The organism is Solibacillus sp. R5-41 (assembly GCF_002736105.1).
GTDB lineage: Bacteria > Bacillota > Bacilli > Bacillales_A > Planococcaceae > Solibacillus.
This window is the reverse complement of the sequence record NZ_CP024123.1, coordinates 240001-264390: the sequence shown is the minus strand read 5'-3', so window position 1 is coordinate 264390 and position 24390 is coordinate 240001. Positions and strand designations below refer to the sequence as shown.

Below are 24390 nucleotides of genomic sequence, written 5' to 3'. Positions count from 1 at the left end.
AAGCGTTTTTGTAACAAACTCAATGAAAGCCTTTCCATAGTAAAGATGTATTTTACATACATGACTTAAAGTGTTCAAATTCGGGTTAATATATACGAGCAAGACATAGCTCACCTTCGATAAAAACTATGTCTTTTTTTATGTGGTTTTACTAAATGCCTTTTTATTCATAAAGCGGAATGCGCCAAGGTTTTTCCAATGGATTAAATTTCACAACTTTCGTAAGGTGGAGCGTAAATTCCTCATCTAAAGAATCCACCCCGTAAACGAGCAAACGGCCTCCACTATTATAAACGGTATACAACTCACCCTTGGAATCCTCTAAAACCCAGCTATCCAGTTCCTCTTTTATTTTTTCACGATCATAATCAATCATAATTTCCGCATAGTGCTCTCGCTGTATAAATGGCCAATCCATTCGCAAACCTGTATTCGTCACTTTTTGCATGAACTTTACCGTTATCGGCTCGCCATTAAATATAAGGGCTGGTTTGTCTTTCTCCTTATTCTTCAAATCAGAAGGATGGAATTTTACAGCTTCCTCAACTGTTTCGTGATTTAAAAAACCTGCAACAACAAGGGATGGCTTTTCTGTTTTTATAGGGACAAACATTTCCTTATGACTAAATTGTTGTTGGTTTTCTGAAGTAGTACCAATTGCAGAAATTGCCCCCTTACCGTCACCAAAATAACTACCATAAGTGAAATTCGTTGCAAGCAGCTCACCTTTCTCATCTTTAATCATATACGCGACATCTACATCAGGTTGTGTAAAAGCCTTTGCTGACAGTTTTGATTCCTTTAACGGCTCTGTAAATGCAGTCGTATAGCTTATTTCCATTGCGGATGGTGAAAATCGCGCTTTTTCAAATGTGACGCTTACATTTTGCTGTGCATACGTCGCGTTTTGTAAATTCAATATTGTCATAGAGGCCAGTGCTTTTTCGATAGGAATCGGAATCTCCATATCCCAATTTCCTTCTTTGCCATTGATGTCTCGTATTTGCCATTTTAATATAACGTCCTCTGTAACATTCGGTGTTCTCAATTCAAAAAAGCCGATATCGCCTTCTTTGTAGTGCCATGAACCATAATCTTCTTGTGGCAATTCCTCATTCGCATTATTCATAAACTTCATGTTATTTTTTTCATGCCAATTCTCAATATAGGGATTCTTTACCTTGCCATTTTTATCGATAATTTGGTACGTGAATGCGAGTCGTGTTGTATCTGCCATCACCTCATCGACCCGAACTGTTAACCCGTTGTCCGTTACTTCATAATTCACTTGCTCAACAAAACCAAGCGTTTCTGCCTCATGATAGCCTGAATCCACCTGCTCAGTTGAAAAGAAACTGGCAATTAATTCCGCAAAGCTTGGACTGACTACTGTTAAAATCCCCACTGACAAAACCGCTGCCGCAGCGACACCTGAGCTAATCATCCAAATAGTTCGTTTTTTCTTATATGGCTTTACTTGCGCTAAAATTTGCGCTTCAAAATCATCTGGTAACGTTGGTGCTTGAAGCGTTTCTTTTAGAAATTGCTCTTCTCCTTCAAATAACGTAACAATTTGCTGACAGCTCGTACATTGTTTCAGATGTTCCGCAATAGCTTGCTGTTCCTCTTGATTTAGTAAGTGATCCACATATTGCGATAGCTTATCCACGCTCGGACAGTTCATAAAAATCGCCTCCTTCTTTTACTTGCTGACGCATCTTTTTCTTTGAACGATGTAATTTATTGCGAACATCCGATACTGATATATGCATCAGCTCACTAATTTCCTCATAGCTGCATTCATTGTTATAGCGTAATAATAAAATCATTCGTTCCTGCTCGGGTAATTGACTTAGCAACCGTTCTAATTGCCGCTCCCTTTCTCTTTTCAAATACACTACTTCAGGATGATTTTTTTCCACAAGTTGCTCATCCTCAATCGGCTCATTTTTATATTGATACTGCTTTTTCCGTAGTTCATCCAAACAATGATTAATAGCTACACGGTACATCCAGCTTTTAAATGAGCCCGTTGCTTTATAGTGCGCTAGCTGCTCATATATTTTAATAAATGCTTCCTGCACAAGGTCCTGAGCAAGCTGTGCATCATAAGTCATGCGTAAAATCGTGGCGTAAAGTGGATTTTTATAGGTTTGAATAATTGCGGCAAAGGCACTTTTGTCGCCTGCTAATACTTTTTTTATAATCAATTGCTCGTTCATCATCTTCCCCCCTTCATTAACTATAACGGGTTGGCGAACGAAATAATTTCACTATTTATAAAGGTTTTTACCAGAATATATGTTTGTCTATGTAAAATGAAATAAACAATTTTCAATCGTTCAGCGAAACTTGTACATATTGACTATTTCTTTAGGTGTTGTATTTTTTACCCAGTTGTTTTCAAGACTTTCAACTGAATCTCTGTTGTGTTCGTGCAACTCATGTGCAATTTAATACTTGCTTATTAAGCATAATAAAATCCACATAGTAAACCTTATATGTAAAATAATGATATAATTGTACTAGGAAAATGTTTTTGGGGGATATGAGGTTGTTTGTAAATTACTATTTTTAGAGGGAGAAATACTGGAGTAATAGACTAGAAACTGCCCTATTTAATCTTTTGAATCCAGAACATTATTCAGTCCTTGAATGAGGAAATTTTTGTTCCATCTTTAATTATACATATTATCTTCTTTCTTATACGACAAGTGACACCTCAATAGTTTATATGCTTGTCTTATTTGGCGCGGGATTGTAATTCCTGTAGCAGTCAATTATTTAGCTGATTTAAACATAACTTTTCCAGTAACCTATTTATACATAGGTACTAGTATTCTGTTAGCATTAATCTTTACACTAGCATCAAAAGAATAACTTAAGACGGGGTATCACATGGAGCTTTTATTTTTAATTATTGAGTTTGTTTTAATATTTTGGGCAATTACCTTCATAACACAAAAAAATATTAAACATAAGGATATTTTAGTTTATGTTTTAATGGTTATTTGCCCTACTACTCTTATTTTCCTTTGGATTGGTCAGTGGCAAGGAATTATTTTCATAATCATAAGTTTCTTTCTTTATTTTTATTGGTTAACTAAAAGATACCTTACTCTTATACATCTATGTTTCGTTTTGATTATCGGTATTATATCAGACAACGTTTCACAATATTTGATGAAGTCCTTACCTTATGATTTCCTGCCAGGAATTTTAGAACAATATTGTATATTTGTTGTTTTATTTTCAATTAACACCATCGTTTATCATTTAGTAACAAGACGGATTTATATAATGTTTGGTAAAAAGAAGAGTGCCTATGTACTGATTATGTTTATAGCATTTGTGACGATGAGCACCTTCTATATCAACATTTACTTAACAGAATATTTTTCACAAGATAATCTACTGAAATTCAACATTATTACACAGTTTATTTATTTTACAATCATGTTATTTGTTCTTTATTTCACAACTAAAACTATAAAAAAGGAAAATAATATCCAAAAGATTAAATTTGAAACCGAACAGTTTACAGACTATATGCATTCAATGGAGTTAATCAATCATGATATGCAAAAGTTTCGTCATGACCATGCGAACATCTTATTTACGATGCAGGGATACATAGAGCTAGATGATTTTGAAGGTTTAAAGAAATATTTCAAAAAGCATATTTTTACAGCCGAAGAAGATACATTAAAAAGAAATGAGCAGCTAGCGAACATATCAAAGTTGCACATTCCAGGAATTAAAGGGCTCATTTTAACGAAGACGTTGCAAGCTGAAAAAGAAGGCATATCAGTCGATCTTGAAATAGCTGATGAAATTGACGAAATCAATATGAATGTAATTGATATCGCTAGAATTTTAGGCATCTTTTTTGATAACGCAATTGAAGCGAATAATCGCACGGAGTCTCAAAAAGACATTGGTATTGCGTTTTTTAAAAGTACTCCAGATTCCTTGATGATTATTATTGATAATACTATGGTCGATGAACCGGTCAATATAGAGCAAATATTTACAGAGAGCTTTTCAACAAAGGGACAAAATCGTGGAAAAGGGTTAAGCACGGTTAAAAGTATCTTGAATAATTATCCGAATGTAACGTTAAATACAAATGTAGAAAATGGATTTTTTACTCAAATTATCGTAATCGAATAGAGGGATTGTATGAAGGTTACTATAAGTGAAGAAAATTCATTTATGTTAAACAAATGATTCTAACATCTTAATGTAAGTTTTCTATGATGCATTCGACGGCATATGTTATAAGCTTGAATATTTCGCAAGTACAGATTTTGGTGTTAAGCTATTTTAAAAAATACACAGGCATCACCTCACTGCCTGTGTGCTCATCTGCTCCGGGCTCAATTACGCCAAGGTGTAATTCATTTCTTCCATTTATCGCTCGCCTTGAAATTATATACCGGCGTAATATGCTTTTGGATTTCGACCGTCTCACCAATTTGATCGACAATTTCTTGCATCGGCTTGTATGCCATTGGGGCTTCATCTAATGTTTCTTCTGATACAGAAGTCGTCCAAATGCCACTCATTGTCTCATTAAAATCATCCATTGATAAGTTTTTCATCGCTGCTTTTCGTGAATAAATACGTCCTGCTCCGTGGGGTGCTGATTCGTTCCACTCTGCATTACCTTTCCCAACACAAATTAATGAGCCATCACGCATATTCATCGGAATGACTAACTGCTCCCCACTTGCCGCGCGAACAGCCCCTTTACGTAAAATCATCGAATCCGTATCAATGTAATTATGCACTGAATCAAACTGTGATTGATAATCCCATTTCATATGTTCAGCAATTATTTGTGCAATGACCTTGCGATTATCTCGTGCGAATTGCTGTGCTAGTTTCATATCTGCAATGTAATCCGTAAACAAATCGCCTTCTAAATAAGCTAAATCTTTCGGTACAACAGGATTTTCTAACTTAAATGCTTGAATCATCTCTTGAATTTCCTGATGACGGCCTTCCTCTTTTAACTGATTCATCTTTTCCGTTAAATCCGCACGCTGCAATGACTCAAATGCACGTTTTTGATGCCAGCTTGCCACCTTCGCACCTACATAACGTGACCCTGTATGAATGAGCAAATAGTGTATGCCTGTATCATCTTGTGCGATCTCTACGAAATGATTGCCTCCACCAAGCGTACCGAGCGAACGATTCGTATAATCATCTTGTAAGCCGCGTGCAATAAAAGCTTCATTTGTATATGTTTCGGTTAGATTGGCCTTGTCTACGTTTTCATGAATTGCATTCCCACTTGGGACAAAGCTACGAATGATTTCATCAAGCTTATTAAAATCAACCTTTCCCTTGCCAATTTCTGAAACGAGCACACCACAGCCAACATCCACACCGACTAAATTTGGCACAACCCGATCATTCAATACAATCGTCGTACCAATTACACAACCTTTCCCTGCATGGTAATCTGGCATAATGCGTACCTTTGCCCCTTGCATAAAGGATTGATTGACGAGCTCCTTGATTTGCAAAATGGCAGCTTCTTGCGGGTTATTTGTATAAATCACTGCATCCGTGTACTGACCTTTTACTTCAATCATTACCTTCACTTCCTTTGCATTATTTTTATCCATCCGATTATAAAGTGCTTCATAAAACTTACATAACAATTCGCATACATTCTTCCCTTTCCCATAAACAGTCATGCTATTATTTACGAAAAATGTAAAGATAAGTTTCAAATTATTCCCACTTTACATATAAAAAAAGCGTAACCTCAGTTAAGCGGTTACGCTCTCAATTCATTTCAAATATACATATCTAGAAACCATCGCCGTTAAAAACGCATACGTTCCCGCTTTCACTGTTTGTTGCTCAAGTGTATCACGATACGGATCTAAACATACAAAGTCCATGCCGCGCACGATGTCGTATTTCCCTACCTCATACAATAAATCAAATAGCTCATCCGTGCGCATCCCACCCGGAGTCGAAGCGGGCACACCCGGTGCGTATGTAATATCTAGCACGTCCATGTCAACCGTTACATATACAATATCGACCTTGTCCTGCAGTGCCTTCATCACTTCTGCAATTTGCTTTTCCGCACCATTTTCACGAAATTGCTTCAGCGTAATGCGATTCACACCATAATGATTCGCAGCTTTCATTAAACTTGGTGCATTATAAAATCCATGAAGTCCGATGTTATAAACATCCTCGCCACGAATAATTCCTGCATCCAGCAGTTGGCGAATCGGCGTACCATTTGACGGACCATCACTTTCAGTAGAACGCAAATCTAGATGCGTATCAAATTGTACAATCCCAATTCGTTTACCTGTATGTTTTGCTAATGAACGAATAATTGGCGCTGTAATCGAATGATCGCCACCAATTTGAACATAAAAGCTATCTGGGCATTTTTTTTGAATATCCGTTATAGCATGCTCAATATTTTCATGACATTGTAAAATATTCGTGCCATGCATTTTGACATCCCCTACATCGGCAATGCGTAGTGCACGAAAATCAACGTCCTCATCAATAGAATACGTCGTAAAGAAGTTCCAACTTTTACGGAAGCTATCTGGATATTCTGAAGCAGCTGATGCACTAATCGAAGAACGTGATAACGGTACACCCGTTATCACGACATCAAATCGATTTTCTAATTGTGCGTAGCTTGGCTCAATCCAGTCCTTTACTTTCATATCCTCGTGATTGACACGATTCCATGTTGTAGCAGGTGAAATGAGAAACTGACTCACAATAAGGTTCCCCCCTGTACAACTACTTTCCCCGCTTTAATCACAGTGTCCGTATGATTCATGCCATAGAAATATTGTAGTTGCTTATAGTTCGGAACATTTAAAATAAGTACGTCTGCTTTTTTCCCATTTTCCAGCGTGCCGATTTCATTGCCCCGATTAATCGCATACGCTGAATTGACAGTTGTCGCACAAAGCACTTCTTCCATCGTCATGCCCATATTCATACAAGCTAAATTTTGAACGAACGGCAAGCTAATCGTAGGAGATGAGCCCGGATTAAAATCAGTCGAAATAGCAACTGGTACACCACTATCCACCATTAAACGACCTCTTGCATAAGGTGCGCGTAGGAAAAAGGCAGTTCCCGGTAATAGCACGGCAATCGTTCCGGCTTTTGCCATCGCCTCAATGCCTTCATCTGAAGCAACGAGTAAATGCTCCGCTGAAATAGCACCTACTTCGGCAGCCAATTCCGCACCTTCATACGGTTCAATTTCATCCGCGTGAATTTTCGGTGTTAAACCGTATGCTTTCCCTGCTTCTAAAATGCGGCGTGATTGCTCCGGTGCAAAGACACCCTTTTCACAAAACACATCGTTAAATTCGGCCAATCCAAGCTCAGCAACTTTTGGAAGCATGTCATTGATGATTAACTCAACAAACGCTTCCTCATTCCCTTTATACTCAGTTGGCACTGCATGAGCACCCATAAAAGTTGAAACAATATCTACCGCATGTGTTTCTTGCAATTTTTTTGCAACTTCTAATTGTCTCTTTTCCGTTTCCCAATCAAGTCCGTAACCAGATTTTGCCTCGACCGTTGTAATGCCGTAGCGTAAAAAATCATTTAAATGATTGTACGTTTTGTCATACAGTTCATCAAAGCTCGCTTCTCGTGTCTTTGTTGTCGTGTAATGAATGCCACCACCTGCATTCATAATTTCCATATACGTTTTTCCAGAAAGACGCATATTCAACTCATGCTCACGCGTCCCCCCATGCACTAAATGTGTATGGCAATCTACGAGTCCAGGCATAATAATTTTCCCGGCTGCATCAATCACTTCCGCACTTTGTACTAAGTGCGGAAATTTTGCTTCAAGCTCTTCAAGCGGTGCAATCATAATGATTTGCTCGCCATCTAAAAGTACACAAACTTCCTTCAGCAGTCCAAGCTCACTCATCTGTTCCTTGCGACGGGGACCTTCTACATTCGACTGCATCGTAATGACTTCATTTGCATTTTTAATTAAAATTGCCACGATTCATCATCCTTTTAGCATCGGCATATTAACGCCTTTTTCTTTTGCTGTACGAATTGCGATCTCATAGCCTGCATCCGCGTGACGTACAACGCCCATTCCTGGATCTGCTACTAATACGCGATTAATTTTATCTGCTGCTAACTGTGTGCCGTCCGCTACTAATACTTGACCTGCGTGCTGAGAATAACCCATCCCTACACCGCCGCCATGATGTAGGCTTACCCAGCTTGCGCCACCTGCTGTATTCACTAATGCGTTTAATAACGGCCAATCCGATACTGCATCTGAGCCATCCATCATTGCTTCTGTTTCACGGTTTGGTGAAGCAACTGAACCCGAATCTAAATGGTCACGACCGAAAACAATTGGTGCTTTTAATTCGCCACTAGCAACCATTTCATTTACTTTTAATGCGAAACGATGACGATCGCCATAGCCTAACCAGCAAATACGTGCTGGTAAGCCTTGCCACTTCACCATTTTTTGCGCCATATCAATCCAATTGACTAACCCTTCATCATCCGCAAACATTTCCTTTGCAAGTTGATCTGTTTTGTAAATATCTTCAGGGTCTCCTGATAATGCTGCCCAGCGGAATGGTCCTTTTCCTTCACAGAATAACGGACGAATATAAGCTGGTACGAAACCTGGGAAATCAAAGGCATTTTCTACGCCCATTTCTTTTGCGTAAGCACGAATATTATTTCCGTAATCAAATGTTTCTGCACCCTTTCCCTGGAATTCAAGCATTGTACGAACATGCTCTGCCATTGTTTCTTTTGCAAGACGCTCATATGTTTTCACATCTGATTTGCGTAGCTTTAACGCTTCCTCCAACGTCATACCATTTGGAATATAGCCATTTATTGGGTCATGCGCAGAAGTTTGATCCGTTACAAAATCCGGAATCACGCCACGGTTTAATAATTCACGGTTTACATCTGCACAGTTTCCTACTAATCCAATTGAAGCAGGTTCATTCGCAGCTGTCAGCTTATTAACAAGCTCAATCGCTTCATCCACTGTTTCAACAATATAGTCACAGTAACCCTCTTTAATTTTACGTTCGATGCGCGTGCGATCTACCTCGACAACTAAAATTACCGCGCCCGCCATTTTTCCAGCAAGTGGTTGCGCACCACTCATACCGCCCATACCACCTGTTAAAATGAATTTTCCACGTAAATCAGGTGTACCAAATTTCTTTTTCCCTGCTTCTACAAAACTTAAATACGTCCCTTGTAAAATCCCTTGTGCTCCAATATAAATCCATGAGCCTGCCGTCATTTGACCGTACATCATTAAGTTGCGTTCTTCTAATTCATAAAAGTGATCCCAATTTGCCCATGCTGGTACTAAGTTTGAGTTTGCGATTAATACGCGTGGTGCATTTTCATGTGTTTTAAAAACTGCAACTGGCTTCCCTGATTGCACAAGCATTGTTTCATCGTCTTCTAATACTTTTAATGTATCGATCATTTTTTCAAAGCTTTCCCAATCACGTGCTGCCTTACCAATACCGCCATAAACAACTAATTCGTCTGGATTTTCCGCTACTTCTGGATCCAAATTATTCATCAGCATACGCATTGCTGCTTCCTGTGTCCAACCTTTACATGTTAATTCGTTTCCTCTTGGTGCTCGAATGTTTGTTTTAAATACCATCTTAAATCGCTCCTTTTAATTTTAAATAAAACGTTATTTTTAAGGATCTTTACTAAAATATGCGCTTAACCGCATATTTCGGTGTTGGACCATTTTTAAAATAAGATAAATGCTATTGGTGTTACGATTATGAGTGTTAATACGACACGTTGGAACCAAATAATAATCATTTGGCGAATCGTTAACGGAATATCTGTTGATAAAATTACTGGTATTACCGCAGAGAAAAATAAAATAGCCGAAATCGAAATAACAGCAATGATAAATTTCGTAATAATATCAGCGCCCGCTACAATCATTGCTGGTAAAAACATTTCAGCAATTGATACTGACATAGCTTTCGCTGCCAACATCGGCTCTGGAACTTGTAATAAATACGTGAAAGGCACAAAAATATACGCTAACCAATCAAATAATGGAGTATAAATGGCAAGTACCATGCCTAGTAAACCTATTGATAAAATAGAAGGAATAACTCCCATCGCCATAATTAAGCCATCTTTTAAATGGATGAATAAATTCTTTGCTAATGATGGATTGGAGTTCGTTGCTTCCACTGCTTCTGTCCAAGCCGTTTTCAAACGATCCTTTGTCACCATTTTTTCTGGCTGTGGTGTCGCACCATCATAGTATTCATTTTTAATTTTATTTAAAGGATAAATACGCGCAGTAATGGCTGTTACGATGAATGTCACAATAAGCGTTACCCAGAAAAATGTATTCCAGTGCTCCATTAAATCTAATGTTTTTGCGACTATGACCATAAATGTTGCCGATACTGTGGAGAAGCCTGTTGCAATAATAGCCGCTTCACGCGCTGTATATTTCCCTTCTTTATAAACACGATTCGTTAAAAGTAAGCCTACCGAATAACTTCCTACAAATGACGCCACTGCATCTACCGCTGAGCGACCTGGTGTTCTAAAAACAGGTTTCATAATTGGCTGCATGAGTACCCCTATAAACTCAAGCAATCCATAACAAACAAGCAAGGCTAAAAAGACAGATCCAATTGGAATAACTAAACCAACTGGCTTAATTAATTTTTCTAGTAAAAATGGACCAATATCTGGATTAAATAACCAAGCTGGGCCGAAGCCAAAAATAAGCATGACACCTGCTACAAGTCCACCTAACTTAAAAATAGATAGCACCATATTTACAGCAGAAGTTTTCCATTTTTTTGTGACAAATGGATAGAATGCACCGAGCACTAGTAAAATTAAGACATAGCCGTTTACTAATGCTGGTGTGTAAGTAGAAATAGCATTAACAACGTGGTCAACTAAGATTGTTTTTTTTCCGTTCCATTCAAATGAAACAAAGAAACTAAAAATTCCTATGAAACTACAAATAATCATTTTCATAAATATGGATAGTTCAAATTTTTCGACTTTTTGAATCCCTTGATTTTGTTCTTGTTGGTAATTTGTCAATTTCCCTCACCCCTCAGTTCCACTATAAGTGTCTTTTAATTCGGAATATATAGAAAAACTTACACCTTTATAGTAAAATTTTATAGTAATGACGTATTTATCTATTATTAATAGTAATTTTATTTTAAATAGTAATTTTATAAGGTGGGATGCCGGTTTATGCGTATTTTATTACTTGAACGCGACCAAGCAGAAATACAGGGGATAGAGTGGTATTTAAAAAATTATTTTTCGAGTGGAATGCAATTTTCAGGGCTTACGGATGTAATGGAATTAGAGCGAATGCTCAATTCATTTGAACCAACAATCCTCATGCTCGACGTGGCGCTTGTAACGGTACATGTTGAGAAACTCTTAAAAAATAGGTTGCTTCATATCATTTGTTTTACCGCACAGCCTTTTTTTCAGCACGCGATGAAAGCTATCTCGCTGCAAGCAAAACAATTATTTGTAAAGCCTATTCCTTTAGAGCAGTTAAAATCGACGTTGATGACGCTACCCACACCGGAAAGCACAATTTCATTTGCCAATCAGACGCAAACCGATGCCCAAATGTATGTAGATTTATTTTTAAATTCGCCAGAAATCATTCATTCGACACAATCAAAATTTATTTTAATCGAGCCTTCAAATTTTGATGCGAACTTACAGCTTTATCATTGGCTTATACAGTCACCTATTTTTTCAGAGCTAACAGCATTTCCATTGCAAAAGCGGATTTTATGTTTAATCTCGGGGCAAGAGCAGGCACAATTTGGTAAAAATTTGCGCTTAGTCATACAAGAATGGCATATGATGACCGGGGAATTTTTAAATATCGCCATTTATGATGGAATGGATGCAACATTGCGGGATATGTATACTGAGGCAAAGCAAGTACTGACACAACGCTTTTACAAAGGGTATGAGCATGTCTTTTTAACATCGGAATCTATTTCCTTATCGCATTTGGATCCGTTACTAACACCCGAGCAGCAGCAGCTTTGGATTACTTCTTTAGAAGAAGGGAATTTATCTGCGGTGAAACAATTTTTATATAAATTGTCAGAACCAAATCGCTTTTATCCACAGGAAGAAGTGCGCATTCATCTCACGAGCGTGCTTGCACAAATTCGCCGGTTCATGCTAAAGCACCATTTGCAGCAGCAAGTAAAGGTCGAACATCACTACCGCCAATTATTTTCGTTAATTTTAGATGAGCCTATTCTTTATACAATCGTGCAGGAGATGATTTTTTTCACGCAGTCTGTTTTAACATTCGCCAAATCCGCACGTATGCAACAGCTAACAGATTATAGTGAATTGGCCATTGAACAAATTGAAAAACTATATTCCAATAGCTCCTTATCCCTCTTATTAGTTGCAGAAAAATTGCGTATTACACCAAATTATTTAAGTCAACTCTTTTCAAAAAGGCAAGGTGTGACGTTTAAAAGGTACTTGCAGCAATACCGCGTACAGCAAGCTGAAAAGATGCTACTTGAAACCGATTACCCTATTTCAGAAATCGCTGAAATGAATGGTTTTGTCGATAGTAATTATTTTATTAAAGTATTTCGAGAGCATACCGTCCTGACACCGTATAAATACCGAAAAACGTATCAATTGTAAATTGCAACAAACTATATAAGATGAAATAGAAAATTCCTCCTGCTAATGTAAGTCTAATAAAGTTTGTACTTGTTAGGCTGGCTCAAGCACATGAGTCGCACAGCTTTGTGCAAGGCCAGCCATATAAAGTTAGGCATACTGAAACCTTCTGCATATTGTGCGCCGCTATCGTGAAAGGCGGCGGATTCTTAGTTAGATCTCCATTCTAATATTCGGGATATTTCATATGTTCAATTTTTATAGCTAAAGAAATAGGGCACTTCCTATTCGAAATCGAACAAAAAGTGCCTTATTTTTATTTGAAGATGATTAATAATTTTTAATCATACGTTTTTCAGTGCCCTACTTAAAAAGTGGCATCATGTCTTTCGTTTATTCATTTCGTTAGAATGGGAATAATAATGGTACCGCGATCATCATGACAATAAACATCACAACTTGTAACGGAACACCTATTTTCACAAAGTCCATAAATTTATAACCACCTGCAGTTAATACAAGTGAGTTTGTTGGTGAAGCAATCGGCGTAGCAAATGCCATACTCGCTGCTGTTGCAACAGCAATCATAAAGGTGTAAGGATTAACGTCCATTGCGAGTGCCGCTGTAATGGCAATCGGTGAGAACAAGACAGCCGTTGCCGTATTACTTACAAACTGGCCAAATACAACGGTCAATAAGTAAACCCCCATCAATACACCATACGGACCAAACCCACCCAATACTGAAATAATGCCGTCTGCCAGTAATGTCATCCCACCTGTTTTTTCAAGTGCTGTTGCCATCGGGAGCATCGCCGCAACAAGAACAATACTTTCAAAATTCATTTTGCTATACGCATCATCCATATTGCGCAGGCAGCCAGTAATAATCATTAACACCGCTCCGATTAACACTGCAATGACGGCGTCGAACACTTCTAATACCATGAGCGCAATCATAAACACCATAATAATTCCTGCAATCGGGGCTTTGCCATTTGCCGCTGCCATTCCTGCATGCTCGAGCGGCTGACCTACAACGACTACATCCTGTGTTTCACGCGATAACAATTCAATTTCTTCCCATTTCCCTTGAACTAAAATTGCATCCCCGAAACGTAGTTTTTGTTCCGCCATATTTTTCAAAATATAGTCGCCTTTTCGATTGATTCCAAGAATGTTTAAATTATATTTCTCTCGGAAACCAATTTTACTAACCGTCTCACCAATTAAGCGTGATTGTGGTGTTAATAATACTTCTGCAACACCAATTGCCTTAGAAACAAGCTCTTCTGCATTATCTTCAAACGGTTGTACTTGTACACCGTAATCCGTTGCAAAACGCTCGATATCCTCAGCCATTCCTTGCATATACAATTCATCACCACTATAAATAACACTTGTCGGACCGGCCATTTCCTGGTACGTTATCGGCAATAAATTCATGCCATCTGCCGCGCCACGTTTAATTTTCATAATATATATTTGATAATTTGCTGGCAATTTTAAATCCGCCAGTTTCGCATTGACGATTAATGAATTTTCCTCTACGACAACACGGAATAGTTTATCTTGTAAATTATATTCTTTGACAATCTTTTTCGGCGCTAACTTATAACCTGCACTAGATTGTGTACGATTTTTATCATTAGGCAACAGTATATTGCGCACTAAAACTAAATACGTAATTACCGTAATCGTCGCAATAATACCAATTGGTGTAATCGTAAAGAACCCTAGCTTTTCAAATCCGTGATCAACGAGTGTTTGCGAGGCAATTAAATTCGTCGGTGATGCGATGAGCGTCATTAAACCCGACATACTCGCAATATAAGACAGTGGTAGTAAAAATTTCGATGGGCTTACTTTAATACTAATCGCAATGGATACAACAATCGGTAGCATGAGCGCAACGGTTCCTGTATTACTCATAAACGCACCAACTGTTGCAACAATGACAAGCAATAAAATAAATAAGCGTAGTTCGCTATCTCCTGACCATTTAAGTAGTAAGTTCCCGGCCATTCCTGCAAGCCCGGTTCTCAAAATGCCCGCTCCCACGACAAATAATCCTGCAATCATAATGACGACTGAATTTGAAAAACCTGCTAACGCTTCTGCGGGTGTTAAAATTTCAAACACGACAAATGCAAGCAATGCCATCATCGCGACTAAATCTCCACGCAATCGATTCGTCATAAACAAGATGATTGTTACGGCTAAAATAATAAATGTTAAAGTTAATTCCATAATAAATCCCTTTCTTTCTATACTCATATAACATTATAGGTGATACCATCATGAAAAAGGGGATAACTTATAAGTCATTTTCAATTAGCCCTCTTTTTTTCAATAGCACGACAACAAAAGCACATATACCAAGTACTTTATTTTTATTTTCAAACCCCCATCCAAATCGCAGTACAGTATTTCTCTATATATTCGACTATATTCTATTTTTTGTAACGAATTATCCTAAGAATAAATTATCCCACACTGTTGCAAAGAATATTCTCGCTTTTATTCACCAAAAAGACATTACTAGACAAATTATTTAAAAAGAATTATTATAATCTAGTAGAATTTATTATTTGTATTTGTTATAGTAATTTATGAAGAGATTTTTAATTTTATTTTGGAGGTATGAAAAATGACAAATGAACGTTTAACAACGATTACAGGTGCACCAGTCGTAAGCAATGACAATTCTCAAACAGCTGGTCGTCGTGGCCCACTCCTTTTACAAGATGTATTCTTAATTGAAAAATTAGCAAACTTTAATCGTGAAGTTATACCAGAACGTCGTATGCACGCAAAGGGTTCAGGTGCATTCGGTAAGTTCACTGTAACTCATGACATTACAAAATATACTAAAGCTGCGATTTTCTCAGAAGTTGGAAAAACGACTGATATGTTCGCTCGTTTCTCAACAGTAGCAGGTGAGCGTGGAGCAGCTGATGCAGAGCGCGATATTCGTGGATTCGCATTAAAATTTTATACAGAAGAAGGTAACTGGGACATGGTTGGAAACAACACACCTGTATTCTTCTTCCGTGATCCATTGCACTTCCCTGATTTAAACCACGTTGTAAAGCGTGACCCAAAAACAAATATGCACAACCCGAACTCAAACTGGGACTTCTGGTCATCACTACCGGAAGCTTTACACCAAGTGACAATCGTGATGTCTGACCGTGGTATTCCAAAAGACTACCGACATATGCACGGTTTCGGATCTCACACTTACTCTATGATTAACGACGTTGGCGAACGAGTTTACGTGAAATTCCACTTCCGTACACAGCAAGGGATTAAAAACTTAACAGGTGCTGAAGCTACGGAACTAATCGGAAATGACCGTGAATCATCACAACGCGACCTATTTGACTCAATCGAAAAAGGTGATTTCCCTAAATGGAAAATGTACATTCAAGTAATGTCAGAGGAACAAGCACGTCAACGTAAAGATAACCCATTCGACTTAACAAAAGTTTGGTTTAAATCGGAATTCCCATTAATTCCTGTTGGTGAATTCGAATTAAATCGCAACGCAGAAAACTACTTTGCAGATGTTGAACAAGCTGCATTTGCGCCATCAAACGTCGTACCTGGTATTAGCTTCTCACCAGACCGTATGTTACAGGCTCGTTTATTCGCTTACCAAGATGCAACTCGTTACCGTTTAGGTGTGAACCACCATCAAATTCCGGTAAACACACCAAAATGTCCATTCATGGTTTATCATCGAGATGGCGCTGGCCGTGCAGATGGCAACCGTGGTGCGGCAACAACTTACTATCCAAACAGCTATGGTGCATTACAAGGTCAATCGCAATATAAAGACCCTGCCCTTGCTTTAGATGGACCTGCGGATATTTATGATTTCGCTGAAGATGATAACAACTATTTCGAACAACCAGGGAAGTTATTTAACTTAATGGACGATGAGCAAAAACAAACGTTATTCAATAACACGGCTGCTGACATGGCTCCAGTAGAAGAATTCATTAAACGTCGTCACATTTTACACTGCTACTTAGCAGATCCAGCTTATGGTGAAGGTGTAGCAAAAGCGATGGGTCTTTCATTAGAAGGTATGGATCTTTCAAACCCATATACAATAGAAGTAAATTCTAAATAACGTATCACTTTCCACTTAAGAAGCTGTAAAGATCCTCTAAATGCGAGATGGCTCCATTTTACTAAGTCTTACTGGACAAATAAATGCCATTACCATTATGAATCTGTTTGGGACAGCTATAAAAAAACATGTATTTAATTTGTTATTACCAAATATTATCGTACCAACGCCAACAAAGTAACAACTATTCCAATTAAAAAAACTGATTATGAGCTATTTGAAAAATGCGGCTAGCAATTGATTTCATTAGAAGACGCCATGTTGTTTTTACATCGACATGGCGTCTTTCATTTCTATACAGGCATGTTATCATCTTCGCGTAATTATGAAAATACGAAATCACTTAAAATTATCCTTCAATTGGACGCCCCCCTTTTCCACAACAAAAAAACTAAGGAAGAAAATCCTTAGTTTAATACAAATAAATAATTTGACATGTAAATAACGACCGTTACTGTGAGACAGCTAATAATGGTTGAAAATAAAACGGTTTGCGCTGCCGTGTCTGATTCAATATCGTATTCTAAAGCGAGACTTGCACTATTTCGTGAGGTTGGAAAAGCACTGGCAATAAATAAGGATTGTGCCACGACACCGTCTAATCCAAGCGCAAAAATAACAAGCAATGCTATAGAAGGCCCTACAACTAAGCGTGTAAAGCAGCTCACGAAAATAGTTTTATTAAACATCGAACGCATTTCTATTTGCGAAAGCTGCGCACCAAGTGTAATTAATGCGACCGCTACAAATCCATTGGCAATATGGTTCATCGGAATGCTAAACGTTTCAGGTATGGGCACATTAAAATAATTGAGCGTGCCCCCTAAAATAAGTGCATGCACAATCGGCATCTTCAAAAAATCACGGACAATCGCAATTCCTGACTTCGTAGAAGAAATCAAATTGTACAGCCCATATGTATACGTCACCATATTTTGAAAAATTACCATAATGACTTGGATTGCTACGCCAATCGGTTGTGTAGCAAAGATCATTTGTGCAACCGGAATGCCATAATTTCCCGAGTTGATGAGCACGACACTATTTTTAAACACGGCCGATTCTTTTCGTTCCAGCTTTAGCACTTTTGCTAAAAATTGACTTAATAACATTTGAATTCCGATAAAAAGCACGATAAAGAGGGTAATTTCCCCAATGACACTCACTTCAATCGAGGTTTCATAAATATTAATAAAGACCGCTGCCGGCATGAAGCAATATGTAATTAAATGTGATAATGCTTTTAAATTAAAATTGAATTTTTTCTGTAAGATTGCCCCAATGACAAGCAGTATTAAAATAGGGGCAACAATTTTAAAGAAAATCATTGATAAATAAACCACAATGCTCCCTCCTTTTTTATGAACATCCCACTCACATCAAATTAACATAGTATTCTATCTATTTATTATAGCCCAGTTTTTCATAATCAGCCAAATGCAAAATACAAAAGCACAGCGCTCAATACGCCGTGCTTTGTTGATCAATTATAAATACCCAATAGCTGTTAATGCACTGTAAAGCATTTCTGCGAACTGTGCTCTCGTTAACTGTTGTTGTGGGTTAAATTGATTTGAAGCTGTGCCATCCACAACACCGAACAGCTCTAAAATCGCAATACTTTGACGTGCTTCATAAGATAAGTCAGAAATATCCACAAATTTTGTTTTTAGTTCATTATAAGCTAATGATAAATCTTGATTTAAGTGGCGATACATATTGGCAATGATGATTGCTGCTTCCTGACGTGTTATCGCTATATTTGGGTCGAATTGCTGCGTTGTCACACCACTCATAATGCCTGCCTCTAATAAGCCTTGCGCTTGGCTTGTTGATACTGTATTCCCTAAATCTTTATATTTTGTAGACTGTGTGCTTGAAATGTCAATTGCTTTTGCAAGTAATGTTGCGACATCTGCACGTGTCACACTTTCATTTGGAATAACCGCTTTCCCTGCCGTCGGATATGTAATACCGCGCGTTGCGAGTTCGCGTATACCCGTCGTACTTGAACTCGATGCCGTTAAGTCCGAATACGATGTTTTACTTGTTCCCGCAGTAAAAGTCCCACCTGTTTTCGTTCGAATCACATAATTAGAACCTTCGATTTTATAGCTTGCTGATGATGTCCCATTATAAACGACGCGTTGCACAGCCATTGATGCATTTCCGCCTAGTAAACGCATCGGAATACGAATTTCAACAACGCTCGAAAATGCTTTCGCTGTATGACCTTCTGTGAAACTAATGTCTAATCTATTATTATTCGTCGACATTGACACACCAATTGCTGCAGATGTCCCTTTAATATCCGCTGTCGGGATTAATATTTCAATATCTCCAGCCTTCAGCATCATCGTCTTATCTGCCACATTGGTCATTTGTGAGGAGGTAATCGTCGCTGTGTATCGACCGTTATAATACGTCATTTCCTCATATGGCGACCACGTAGTATTCGGCGGTACATATTCGTCGGAATTTGAATCATCTGGAATATACAATGGATCATATACCGGCTTCTCTACTTCAATGCCCCCTGGTTTTATCGCATGAATATAATCTGGGTAGTACGTGAAAATTAATCCTAAATAATCCGGATCATTCCACATCGTTTCAAGTCGACGCAACTTTTCGTACATTTTAACCTGTCTCTTTGCCTCATAGGATAATGAGTTGTAATACGCGCGCGCCTTCGCAATTTCTGCTGTTGACGAATTCCGAGTAATGTTCGCCATGTACGCATCAAATGCGGCTGCTTGTAATTTTGCTTCTTTGACAACTGAATTTTGATATAAAATATAGGCTTCCTCATTAATTAATTTTTGTATGTTCGTTACATAACTTTTCGCCAATTCGCTCAGCTTATTATACGCAAGTCGAACGTCTTTAATTTGAGCTTCTGTATAGCTATTTGTAATGCGATTAATACGATCAATAATTACCTGTGCCTCTTTTTCCGCTTGCTCAACCTGCTTATTCATAATGGTTTCATAAGTTACAAGCAACTTTAACATCTTTTCAGACACTAACTTTACCGCATTTTCATTTAATGCCTCATACGCATTACGCACTGCTTTAATTGCTACAGGAGTAGATTCATCATTCAAAGCATTAATCTTTTCCTCTACTAAACGGGCCTCCTTCTCATCAAGAATAGCCAATAGGTTTTCGGTTTTTTTATAATCTTTTACTAATTTACGCGAAGCTTCTGGCAATTTGTAATATTCAGCTTGAGCAGCTAAAATTTTTCCCCTTGTTGAATCATTATTAAGTTCTTCGATTAAGCAATCTACATCATCAATGGCTTTTTGAATTGCATTTGCGTCTTCGCTTTCTTTTGCCTGTAAACTTAGGCGTTCTCCGGAATTTGAAGCGCCTACACAACTATTATTAATTTCAAATGTGGATGTTACTTCCTCCGCATGCACTTGCCCAGCAACAATTACCGTCGCAGGGATTGCTAGCATGGCGGCAAGCAATTTTTTAGATTGATTCATCTAGTTAAAACATCTCCTCTTCAGTTTCTCTATGTATTGGATCAATTACGCCTCGACGTAATTGCATCCAGATTTTGAATATAATATCATTGTCCTTTATATCGACATTTATTGTTAATTTTAGAATAGTAGATTGCACGAATTTAAACTTTTTCTTTTGGAAAACATTAATCAATTAAATGAAACCTAGTCCTCTCTTATGTATTTGTAAAAAAGGAAGGATAGAAACATCTACCCTCCCCTAAAATCATCTTTTCCTAAGCGCATTAATTTGCTGAGTAAGCTCTAAAAATTGAGCATCAAGCATCGAATAGTTTGTATCTTTCGATGTCATGAAACTCAACTTCCCTAGCACTTCCTGACGTGCGGTTTCTAGCTGCAATAACTGGTCTTCTGTTGTATTTTTTTGTGCATTCGATTGACCAAACGCCTTTTTTTGAATGGTGCCGTCTTGAATGACAAGATGCATATTTGCTAGTTTGTCGATGAAATATTGGTCATGCGACACAAGGATCAGTGTCCCTTTATACTGAGCAAGTGTCGACTCTAGCTGCTCTCGTGATGGTAAATCTAGATGGTTTGTCGGCTCATCTAGAATCAACACATCCCGATTTTCTAAAATATATTGCATCAGCTTACATTTCACGCGCTCCCCCATGCTCATGTGGGCAATTGGTTCTCTCCACTGCTCCATATGAAAGCCAAGATGCCTCATTAAATTTTGCACAAGTCCACGGTCAGTAAAATTATCACGATGAAAAAGCATTGCGGGCGTTTGATGCTCCGGCAAATCAAATACTTCTTGGGTTAAATAGCCGATATTCGTCGTCGGTGAAAACGAAAGTTCTCCATCAAAGGATTCCCGCCCTAAAATCATATTTAAAAAGGTTGTTTTACCACTTCCATTTGCCCCTATTAACGCCACACGCTCACCATGCAAAATCGTGAAATTTACCTGTTCAAAAAGACGACGCTCCCCAAAATACTTCGATACATTTTTCGCCTGTAAAAATCGTTTGCCTACCTTGTTATTCGCTTGCAATCTAAAATTGACCGGCTGTTCATTCGCCACTTGCTCAACTTTATTTTTCTCGATTTCCTTTTCCAGCATTTTTCTCTTTGACTTCACTTGGGCATCCATGCGCTTTGCCTTAACGCGATAATATTCTTTCGGAAATTCCTGCTTTGTAGAATCGCGGTGCGCCTTTTGCGACCAGGACGTCAGCGCATCCATTTGTTGCTCCAAAATATCAATTTTCTTTTGCTGTTTCTCATAGGCGCGTTGCTGTGCGAGACGACGCTGCTCACGAACATCCATATAATGCGAGTAATTGCCCTGCTGCTCGATGAATTGCTGTTGTTCCAATGACCATATTTTTGTAGTCACCTCATCCAAAAAATAACGATCATGCGAGACTAGAATAATAGTTCCCGAATACGCTTTAATCCTATCAATTAAACTTTGCGTACTTACCGCATCTAAATGATTGGTCGGCTCATCTAATAATAAAATTTGTGGGCTTTGCGAAAACCCTTTCGCTAATCGGCGCTTTAATCGTTCCCCACCACTGAGTTTCTCATACAAAACATCGGGAACTTTCCATTTTGCGAGTAAAACCGCTTCCTCCTCCGTTGTCATCTCCGGCTGAAAATGCTGTTCTTCCTGCTCAACTAAATAAACAGAAGTATCTGGTTGAAGCCATTTCCGCTTTCCACTTGTAAATGGCCGCACACCTGCAATTACATTCAATAAAGTAGATTTCCCGCTTCCATTCCGACCGATAATACCAATTACTTCACCTTGCTTTATTATGGCATTGGCATTTTCAAAAAGGATCCGGTCTGCTAACTCAATCGTTCCATGCTGCAATTTCAATAATTCTTTCATATGTGTTACCTCCGCAATTTGGGAAGAAAAAAACCTCCCAAAAAAATTAATTTGGAAGGATTAGCTGCTGTTCATATTTGTATAAAAAAGACGCCAAAAAAGCGTATAGCAAAAAGCTTTTTATACAAATTTATTGGAATTTGGGCATACTAATCCTATTTTTTGTTTGAAAAAATTTTTTCAATTACTCAAAAATAAGATTAGTTAATCATCGTTCACCCGTCACTCCTTCAATCATTTATGTAACTCACTATATCAAATTTGGACTATGTTGTCATGAACTTTAGGCATTCATTGCGGGAATAAATGGAACATGCTACAGTTAAATAAATCCATTTATTATTAATCACTTTAAGGAGGGCTTTCAATGAGGCGAAAACGCTACCTAATTCTAACTTTATTGTTCCTAGTTATGAGCTTTTCATTAAGCACGACTACATCTGCTGCAAAAGCATTATTTAAAGATGTACCAGCCCATCATTATGCATATGACGCAATTAAATGGGCATATGATTTCGACATTATAGGTGGGTATCCGGATGGCACATTTCGCCCAAATCAACCGGTAACCGAGCAGCAGTTTGCAAAAATTTTAGTAACCTATTTTGAGTTAGAAGCGGACACAGAAGAACTTGATAAATTCACCAAAAAGAATACCGCTTCAGATCATTACTACAATACACTCGCTGCCTATCAAGTACCACTAAACGGATATTTTCATAATGACATTCGCGAGCGTGCCGTGACCCGTGGCGTCGTCGCACAAGCAATTACCCATGTAGCAGACGGTAACGCTACATTAAATCAATCAATTCAATTTTTACTCGACCATAGTATTTCTAGTGGGCAAAATCCAAAATATGAGTACACTAACCTAGCTAAGTATTTTGGTGCTTCAAACAATTTAACTCGCGCGCAAGTCGTTGCATTTTTCTACAATTTACAAAATAAAAATTACTTCTATATTTCTCAAGATGCAGAGGATAGCTATGAAAATTTAGACGGGCTCCCACTGTACGTTCGTGCCAATGCCGCACGTAAAACCGTGGATACTTCTTTACGAATCGGTAAAGATTGGTCAACCGTATCAAAAGAAAACTCTTGGGATGGCCATTACTTCTACTATTATAAATACGGTCGAGGGGAAGCTGATTCAAGCCTTCGTGATTTGACGATTTCTTTTAGCTCAAAAAAGGATTTTTATGTTGAATATGAAACCTATGATGGCTATGCAACCGGCTTTGTTCAAGGTTATGCAACCGTGACATCAGATAAAAAAGCTATGCTATCCGAAACGATCGCTGGTGAACGCTGTGTAATTGAGTTCCAAAAGCTAAATAACGCTATTAAAACGATTGAACATGATTGCGACAGCTCACGTCAACGCGAAACCAACTTTAATGGCATTTTAAAAACCAAATAATACACAACATCAATCAGTGGGGGAACTTATATAGTCATCCTCCTTGATTGTTTGTCTTTACCAATCAGTCGGGGGCAATCTTCCAAATTCGCTTAGACCCGAAAACAGGAATCTTACTGCTCGTTAATACCGAATCAATTTTTTCATTCATCTGTAAACTATCATCCTGTTTCTATATATCCATACTTACAATCATACAAATAGCCCTTCATAACACAATTATTCATCTAGGTCATTATAAGAATACACATACATATCAATATCTAATATCGCATTTATCTCCGCAGCAAATTTACTAAACTCAGGGTAAATTACTAATGCCGGAGTATATCCATCGTAAATATTTACAACTAACTCTAATTGAACATCTAATGTTAGTTCCTCTTTTAACTGATTTATCATATCTGTCTTTAATTAAACACGTTTAAAAGCGGACATAATACATCATCTGTATCTAATGATTCTTCCGTGTCTATTTCGAAACGCCAACCAGTGTATGACCTTATCCTATGATTTATTGGATGATTAGGGTTAACACGTCCTCCCATTTTCCAAGTTTTCGTAGGTTGCACTCCTAGCCTTTCTGTTACAACATCTAGTGGGGAATCATCATTTCCGCTAAATAGGATATACGCAAATAGAGATGTTTTACTCATATAAACCGCATTTTTTATTTCATTTTACCTTTATTGTTCAGTAAAATGAA

At 37.9% G+C, this 24390-nt stretch carries 17 protein-coding genes; 4 read left to right on the top strand and 13 right to left on the bottom strand.

The features are described from left to right. Positions 1-163: 163 nt before the first annotated feature. Together CSE16_RS01305 and CSE16_RS01300 are read right to left on the bottom strand one after the other, a co-directional pair. Positions 164-1684 (bottom strand): DUF4179 domain-containing protein, encoded by a 1521-nt coding sequence (locus CSE16_RS01305; protein ID WP_099425719.1) that lies wholly within the window; start codon positions 1682-1684, stop codon positions 164-166. Then, a complete protein-coding gene (locus tag CSE16_RS01300) occupies positions 1662-2222 on the bottom strand; it encodes an RNA polymerase sigma factor (protein ID WP_099422190.1) in 561 nt (186 codons plus the stop codon). The genes CSE16_RS01305 and CSE16_RS01300 overlap by 23 nt, the downstream gene beginning before the upstream one ends. 676 nt (positions 2223-2898) lie before the next feature. On the opposite strand from CSE16_RS01300, the gene CSE16_RS01295 reads away from it, so the two are divergent. Next, complete coding sequence (locus CSE16_RS01295; protein ID WP_099422189.1) at positions 2899-4173, top strand: sensor histidine kinase; 1275 nt, start codon at positions 2899-2901, stop codon at positions 4171-4173. Between the two features lie 227 nt (positions 4174-4400). On the opposite strand, the gene CSE16_RS01290 is transcribed toward CSE16_RS01295, so the two are convergent. The 5 genes from CSE16_RS01290 to CSE16_RS01270 form a co-directional block, all read right to left on the bottom strand. Then, positions 4401-5606, bottom strand: a complete 1206-nt coding sequence (locus CSE16_RS01290; protein ID WP_099425718.1) for an RtcB family protein — start codon at positions 5604-5606, stop codon at positions 4401-4403. Between the two features lie 201 nt (positions 5607-5807). Next, on the bottom strand, positions 5808-6776 hold the full coding sequence (locus CSE16_RS01285; protein ID WP_099422188.1) for an agmatinase family protein: 969 nt from the start codon (positions 6774-6776) through the stop codon (positions 5808-5810). After that, entirely contained in the window at positions 6773-8044 is a 1272-nt protein-coding gene (gene hutI, locus CSE16_RS01280) for an imidazolonepropionase (protein WP_305849725.1), read from the bottom strand. The genes CSE16_RS01285 and hutI overlap by 4 nt, the downstream gene beginning before the upstream one ends. Before the next feature lie 3 nt (positions 8045-8047). Continuing rightward, positions 8048-9709 (bottom strand): urocanate hydratase, encoded by a 1662-nt coding sequence (gene hutU, locus CSE16_RS01275; protein WP_099422186.1) that lies wholly within the window; start codon positions 9707-9709, stop codon positions 8048-8050. Between the two features lie 95 nt (positions 9710-9804). After that, on the bottom strand, positions 9805-11145 hold the full coding sequence (locus CSE16_RS01270) for a YjiH family protein (protein WP_099422185.1): 1341 nt from the start codon (positions 11143-11145) through the stop codon (positions 9805-9807). A 159-nt stretch (positions 11146-11304) separates the two neighbouring features. Here CSE16_RS01270 and CSE16_RS01265 point away from each other — a divergent pair, with 159 nt between their 5' ends. Next, positions 11305-12756, top strand: a complete 1452-nt coding sequence (locus CSE16_RS01265) for a response regulator transcription factor (protein WP_099422184.1) — start codon at positions 11305-11307, stop codon at positions 12754-12756. Positions 12757-13140: 384 nt separating this feature from the next. Here CSE16_RS01265 and CSE16_RS01260 read toward each other — a convergent pair whose 3' ends face one another. Further along, positions 13141-14985: an SLC13 family permease gene (locus tag CSE16_RS01260; RefSeq protein WP_099422183.1), complete on the bottom strand. Its 1845-nt coding sequence runs from the start codon at positions 14983-14985 to the stop codon at positions 13141-13143. A gap of 400 nt (positions 14986-15385) precedes the next feature. On the opposite strand from CSE16_RS01260, the gene CSE16_RS01250 reads away from it, so the two are divergent. Then, on the top strand, positions 15386-16876 hold the full coding sequence (locus CSE16_RS01250; protein WP_099422181.1) for a catalase: 1491 nt from the start codon (positions 15386-15388) through the stop codon (positions 16874-16876). A 407-nt stretch (positions 16877-17283) separates the two neighbouring features. Here the strand turns inward: CSE16_RS01250 and CSE16_RS01245 are convergent, their stop codons facing one another. From CSE16_RS01245 to abc-f, 3 genes are all read right to left on the bottom strand, one after another. Beyond that, positions 17284-18219: an AEC family transporter gene (locus CSE16_RS01245; RefSeq protein WP_099422180.1), complete on the bottom strand. Its 936-nt coding sequence runs from the start codon at positions 18217-18219 to the stop codon at positions 17284-17286. A gap of 144 nt (positions 18220-18363) precedes the next feature. Beyond that, the gene (locus CSE16_RS01240; protein ID WP_253896144.1) at positions 18364-20373 is read right to left on the bottom strand and encodes an S-layer homology domain-containing protein; all 2010 of its coding nucleotides are present in this window, start codon (positions 20371-20373) and stop codon (positions 18364-18366) included. A 247-nt stretch (positions 20374-20620) separates the two neighbouring features. Next, positions 20621-22261 (bottom strand): ribosomal protection-like ABC-F family protein, encoded by a 1641-nt coding sequence (gene abc-f, locus CSE16_RS01235; RefSeq protein WP_099422179.1) that lies wholly within the window; start codon positions 22259-22261, stop codon positions 20621-20623. A 367-nt stretch (positions 22262-22628) separates the two neighbouring features. Between abc-f and CSE16_RS01230 the strand changes: the two genes are divergently transcribed. Then, a complete protein-coding gene (locus tag CSE16_RS01230) occupies positions 22629-23684 on the top strand; it encodes an S-layer homology domain-containing protein (protein WP_099422178.1) in 1056 nt (351 codons plus the stop codon). A gap of 219 nt (positions 23685-23903) precedes the next feature. On the opposite strand, the gene CSE16_RS22135 is transcribed toward CSE16_RS01230, so the two are convergent. Both CSE16_RS22135 and CSE16_RS21690 read right to left on the bottom strand, forming a co-directional pair. Continuing rightward, positions 23904-24086 carry a hypothetical protein gene (locus CSE16_RS22135; RefSeq protein ID WP_371514516.1) on the bottom strand — a complete coding sequence of 61 codons (183 nt, stop codon included), beginning with the start codon at positions 24084-24086 and terminating at the stop codon, positions 23904-23906. 8 nt (positions 24087-24094) lie between these two features. After that, on the bottom strand, positions 24095-24340 hold the full coding sequence (locus tag CSE16_RS21690) for a DUF4279 domain-containing protein (RefSeq protein ID WP_253896143.1): 246 nt from the start codon (positions 24338-24340) through the stop codon (positions 24095-24097). Between the last annotated feature and the right edge of the window lie 50 nt (positions 24341-24390).